A 3,899-nucleotide genomic window follows, 5' to 3' on the forward strand; every position below is an offset into this window, starting at 1 on the left:
GGCGGGGCGGGGCCGAGCCGGTCGGATTCCGGTTGGTTCAGGCCACCCGTGGCCACCGCACAGCCGGACGCACTCTTGACCTGCTCATGCCACGCCCTCACCATGAGCGCCACACCCGCACCCCCGGTTGCCGGCGGCCCCCACACGGCCGGCGGCAGCCGCGTACGTCGCACGTCGCACTGAGACACCCCCCGCTCCACTCCCCTTCCGGAGACCCCGGATCCCCTGGAGAAACTAGGAGACTTCATGCGACTCCGCATACGCGGCGCCCGCAACAGACCAGGTCGCCGCTCCGCGGCCCTCGTCGGCGTGCTGGCGCTCGCCCTCGCCGCCCCCGTGGCCGCGACGACCACCAGCGCCACCGCGACCAGCGCGAAGCGCCCGGCGGCCTCGGCGGACGACATCCGCCAGTACGAGGTCACGATGCACTCGGACGCCAAGTCCCGTACGGCGCTCCAGCAGGCCGGCGTGACCGTGGACGGCGCCGACGACCACACCGTCTTCATCTCCGGTCGCGCGGACCAGGTGAAGAAGCTGCGGCAGCTCGGATACGACGTCACGCCGGCGGGCGCCGTCCCGGACAGGTCGAACGGCGAGGACGACATACGCCTCTTCGACTTCCCGTCCGCCGACTCGCGCTACCACAACTACGCCGAGATGAACACGGAGATCGACCAGCGTCTCGCGGCGTATCCGAACATCATGAGCAAGCGCGTGATCGGCAAGTCGTACCAGGGCCGCGACATCGTCGCCATCAAGATCAGCGACAACGTCGCGAGCGACGAGTCCGAGCCCGAGGTGCTGTTCACGCACCATCAGCACGCCCGTGAGCACCTCACGGTCGAGATGGCGCTCTACCTCATGCGCGAGCTCGGCGCCGGGTACGGGTCCGACTCCCGGGTCACCAACATGGTGAACAACCGCGAGATCTGGATCGTCCCGGACCTCAACCCGGACGGCGGCGAGTACGACATCGCCACCGGGGCCTACCGGTCGTGGCGCAAGAACCGGCAGCCCAACAGCGGTTCGTCGTACGTCGGCACCGACATGAACCGCAACTGGAACTACCGGTGGGGCTGCTGCGGCGGGTCCTCCGGGTCCACGTCCTCCGAGACGTACCGCGGCACCGCTCCCGAGTCCGCCCCCGAGGTGAAGGTCGTCGCCGACTTCGTACGCAGCCGGGTCGTCGGCGGCGTCCAGCAGATCAAGGCCGGCGTCGACTTCCACACGTACAGCGAACTGGTGCTCTGGCCCTTCGGGTACACCACCGCCAACACCACCACCGGGATGACGGCGGACGACCGCAACGCGTTCGCCGCCGTCGGCGAGAAGATGGCCGCGAGCAACGGCTACACGCCCGAGCAGTCCAGTGACCTCTACATCACGGACGGCTCGATCGACGACTGGCTGTGGGGCAGCCAGAAGATCTTCGGCTACACCTTCGAGATGTACCCGTCGTCGGCCGGCGGCGGTGGTTTCTACCCGCCCGACGAGGTGATCGAGCGGGAGACGTCCCGGAACCGGGACGCGGTGCTCCAGTTGCTGGAGAACGCGGACTGCATGTACCGGTCCATCGGCAAGGAGGCGCAGTACTGCTGACGCGGAGCTGACGTGCTCGGGGAACCGCGCGCCGGTCGCGGCCGGTCGCGCGGTTCCCCTCGCCCGTTACGGGGCGCTGTCCTCCTCGGCCTCGCCGTCCTCCACCTCGGCCGCGCCCTCCTCGAAGTACGCGTCCAGCACCTCGTCCAGCCGCGACTCCCACTCCTGGAAGCTGCTCCTGGACTTCGCCTCGATCTCGATCGGGTACCAGCGGCGGTCGGGGGTGTGCACCGTGATCGTGAACCGCTTCCCGAAGCGCGGGGTCTCGGTCTCCAGGGCGCCGATCTCGTCCCAGCGGAACTCGCACGCCTGGTCGTCCAGGGAGAGTCTCACGCCCTTGTGGTCCGCGACGATCCTCGCCCGGCGGTCGGAGGCCTCGAAGACGGGACCGTCGGGGGCTTCCTCCTCGCCGGTCTCGTCCTCGGTGGCTTCCTCCGCCTCCTCGGCTTCGGCGGAGGACTTCCCGGACGTCTCCCCGTCGTCCGCCGCCTCCGCCTCGTCCGGGCCCGCCTCACCGGCCTCATCGGCCTCGGCGGTGTCCTCCGGCCTGGCGTCCTCCGGCTTCGCGTTCTCCGGCCGGCCGGACGCGGGTGAGGTGAGCCCGGGGATGAAGGCCGGGTCGAATCCGGCGCCCTCCAGGGGCTGGCTGCTCGAACCTATGCGCTGCTCCACAGCGGGCAGTATGGTCGACGATCCTGTGCCGGGCACAGCCAGCCCCTTGTTCGTTACACGCGTTATATGAAGACGCCCGATACGACCGTGATACGACGGCGCGTCATACGAACACGTTGTTGCACCCGCACGCGTCACACGAACAGGCTCAGCACCGCCGCCACCACGAAGCCCGCCACCGACAGCACGGTCTCCAGCACGGTCCAGGACTTGAGCGTGTCCCGCTCGCTGATGCCGAAGTACTTGGCCACCATCCAGAAGCCGCCGTCGTTGACGTGGGAGGCGAAGATGGAGCCCGCCGAGATGGACATGATGACCAGGGCGATGAAGGCCTGGGAGTGGTCGCCCTCCGACAGCAGCGGGGCGACGATGCCCGCCGTCGTGACGATCGCGACCGTCGCCGAGCCCTGGGCCACGCGCAGGACCACCGAGATCAGGTAGGAAAGGACGATCACCGGGAGGCCCACGTCGTTGAAGGTGTCCGAGAGGGCCTGGGCGACCCCGCTGGCCTTGAGGACCGCGCCGAAGACCCCGCCCGCGCCGACGACGAGCAGGATGTTGCCGACCGGCTTGAGGGAGGCGGTGGACACCGTTTCCAGGGACTGGCGGGACCAGCCGCGCCGGATGCCGAGCAGGTAGTACGCGAGGAACAGGGCGATCGTCAGCGCCACGAAGGGGTTGCCGAAGAACTCGACCACCGAGCGGCCCGTGGAGGGGTCGAGGGCGATCGAGGAGAACGTGGCGGCGAGGATCAGGACCAGCGGCGTACCGATGATGGCGAGCACCGTGGTGAGCGGCACCGGCTTCTCCTGGGGCTCGACACCGGACGCCCGCTGCTCGTCGATCACGGCCTGCCGGGCCTCGGCCGCCGCCTCCACCATGTCCTGCGGTACGGCGACGAAGATCCGCTTGCCGATCCAGTCGGAGTACACCCAGGCGGCGATCACGGCGGGGATGCCGCAGACGACGCCCATGAGGATGACCCAGCCGAGGTCCACCTTGAGGAGTCCGGCGGCGGCCACCGGGCCGGGGTGCGGGGGCAGGAAGGCGTGGGTCACGGACAGGCCCGCGAGCAGCGGCATGCAGTACAGGAGGATCGACTTGCCGGAGCGCTTGGCGGCGGCGTAGACGATCGGCGCGAGGACGAAGATGCCGACGTCGAAGAAGACCGGGATACCGAAGATGAGGCCCGTGAGGCCCATGGCGAGGGGTGCGCGCTTCTCCCCGAAGAGGTTCAGGAGGCGGGAGGCCAGGACCTCCGCGCCGCCGCTGACCTCCAGGATCGCGCCGAGCATCGTGCCGAGGCCGATGATGATCGCGACATGGCCGAGGATGCCGCCCATGCCGGACTCGATGGTGGAGACCGCGTCCGACTTCTGGACCGTGCCGAAGAGTTCGGTGACGGACAGGCCCGCCGCCAGGCCGACGGCTATGGAGACCGCCAGGAGGGCCACGAACGGCTGGAGTCTGAACCTGATGATCAGGACGAGGAGCAGGACGATGCCGAGGGCGGCGACCGTGAGGAGTCCGGCGGTGCCGTCGACGAGTACGAGCAGGCCGCCGGTGTGAGGGGGTGCCTCCGCGGCGGGAGCCGGTGCCGCGAGCGGGTGGGGGGAGGACAGTGGGGG

General features: G+C 69.5%; 3 protein-coding genes. 1 reads left to right on the top strand and 2 read right to left on the bottom strand.

Translation table 11 applies throughout. The features are described 5' to 3' along the window. Positions 1-246: 246 nt before the first annotated feature. Positions 247-1,599: a M14 family metallopeptidase gene (locus FNH04_RS42790; protein ID WP_152791637.1), complete on the top strand. Its 1,353-nt coding sequence runs from the start codon at positions 247-249 to the stop codon at positions 1,597-1,599. 66 nt (positions 1,600-1,665) lie between these two features. Here the strand turns inward: FNH04_RS42790 and FNH04_RS42795 are convergent, their stop codons facing one another. Together FNH04_RS42795 and FNH04_RS42800 are read right to left on the bottom strand one after the other, a co-directional pair. Beyond that, positions 1,666-2,271: a hypothetical protein gene (locus tag FNH04_RS42795; protein ID WP_322725493.1), complete on the bottom strand. Its 606-nt coding sequence runs from the start codon at positions 2,269-2,271 to the stop codon at positions 1,666-1,668. Between the two features lie 134 nt (positions 2,272-2,405). Beyond that, positions 2,406-3,893, bottom strand: a complete 1,488-nt coding sequence (locus tag FNH04_RS42800) for a GntP family permease (RefSeq protein WP_152791639.1) — start codon at positions 3,891-3,893, stop codon at positions 2,406-2,408. Between the last annotated feature and the right edge of the window lie 6 nt (positions 3,894-3,899).

Source organism: Streptomyces phyllanthi (assembly GCF_009377205.1).
Lineage (GTDB): Bacteria > Actinomycetota > Actinomycetes > Streptomycetales > Streptomycetaceae > Streptomyces > Streptomyces phyllanthi.